General features: G+C 73.2%; 2 protein-coding genes. Both read left to right on the top strand.

Annotation, left to right across the window (positions count from 1 at the left end):
- On the top strand, positions 1 to 266 hold a 266-nt coding region (locus tag AC1DY2_RS20205), incomplete at its 5' end, for a hypothetical protein (protein ID WP_476764038.1).
- Positions 263 to 872: AAA family ATPase (locus AC1DY2_RS20200; RefSeq protein WP_476764037.1), on the top strand; the 610-nt coding region annotated here is incomplete at its 3' end. The genes AC1DY2_RS20205 and AC1DY2_RS20200, both read left to right, overlap by 4 nt.

The raw sequence follows: 872 nt of genomic DNA, 5'->3' as shown, positions 1-872 counted from the left end.
CCGATGCGGTGTCGGATGCCGCCGCTGCCGCGACCGGCCGCGACGCGGCATCCGTCGCCCGCCTGCTCGTCGGCGCGCAGCCGTCAGGCGACCGCGAACTCGTCGACCTCGCCGCCGAGCTCTCGCGACTCGAGGAGGAGGTGGCCGCCTCGGTGCGGCCGCACGACCGGGACCACCAGCACGTCGAGGACCGCCCGCGCGACCACCACGACCCAGACCCCGACCCGAACCACGACCCCGACCACCCGACAGGAAGGCGACCATGACCGACGCGATCGCGACCACCGACGAGGAGTTGCGGGCGGCGCTGAACGGCGTCCGAACCGAGGTCGGCAAGGCCGTCGTCGGCCAGGACGGCGCCGTCACCGGCCTCATCATCGCCCTGCTCACCCGGGGGCACGTGCTGCTCGAGGGCGTGCCCGGCGTGGCGAAGACGCTGCTCGTGCGCACCCTCAGCCGCACGCTGCGCCTCGACACGCGCCGGCTGCAGTTCACCCCCGACCTCATGCCGGGCGACGTCACGGGATCGCTCGCCTACGACCCGCGCACCGGCGACTTCGCCTTCCGCGAGGGGCCGGTGTTCACGAACATCCTCCTCGCCGACGAGATCAACCGCACGCCGCCGAAGACGCAGTCGGCGCTCCTCGAGGCGATGGAGGAACGCCAGGTGTCGGCCGACGGGGTGACGCGCCCGCTCCCCGACCCGTTCATGGTCGCCGCGACGCAGAACCCCATCGAGTACGAGGGCACCTACGCGCTGCCCGAGGCCCAGCTCGACCGGTTCCTCATGAAGCTGGTGCTCGACGTGCCCGAGCGCGACGCCGAGGTGTCGCTGCTGCGCCGTCACGCCGACGGGTTCGACCCCCACGACC

Source organism: Agromyces sp. P1_H4 (genome assembly GCF_056405255.1).
The sequence above is the reverse complement of the archived record's forward strand: the minus strand, read 5'-3'. Positions and strand labels throughout refer to the sequence as shown.